A 581-nucleotide genomic window follows, 5' to 3' on the forward strand; every position below is an offset into this window, starting at 1 on the left:
GGCACATGGCCGAGAATTGTTCTGATATGAAGTTTTTAGCCATGCTGCCGCCTATGTGTGGGTTTGTTCTAACAGTTCATTGGTTACATAGTAGACAGATTTAGACCATCATGCAACGAGGGGGAGGGGCAAGAATACGCCTCCGCTTCGCGTCGGCGGGTGCCCTGTTTGACCTTCGTGTGTGAGATTAGATTGAGAAAGAGAGAGAAAAAGAGAGAAAAAGAGAGAAAGAAGAAAAGCGCGGGGCAAGCCAGAAATGTGGCTGAGGGGGACTGCTGGGGTGGGGCTGGCACCCTCTATACCCCACTTTGCATGATGGTCTAACTTTGTGGTTATAGGACGACTTTTAGAGTGCCTAGATTTGCTCGATTAGGACAAATTTCGGTCCATCCACGCTGATTGGCGTAGCAGCGCGATGGCATCAGAAGGGGTAACTTTCCATGCGTTGGAAAGCTGGCGAACTGCGAAGACTGCGAGCTCCATTCGGTCGTCATCATTGATGAAATTCTGGAGCTGGTTTCCTCGCTCACTAAGGATGATCGCAACACCGGCCTTGCCGTTGTTGTAAACCGCAAAGCTCT

The 581-nt window shown here is 50.3% G+C and carries 1 pseudogene; it reads right to left on the bottom strand.

Annotation, left to right across the window (positions count from 1 at the left end):
- Positions 1 to 369: 369 nt before the first annotated feature.
- Positions 370 to 581 (bottom strand): annotated as a pseudogene (locus tag R7Q09_RS27180) (hypothetical protein); the annotation flags it as partial.

The organism is Vibrio sp. 2130-1 (assembly GCF_033339515.1).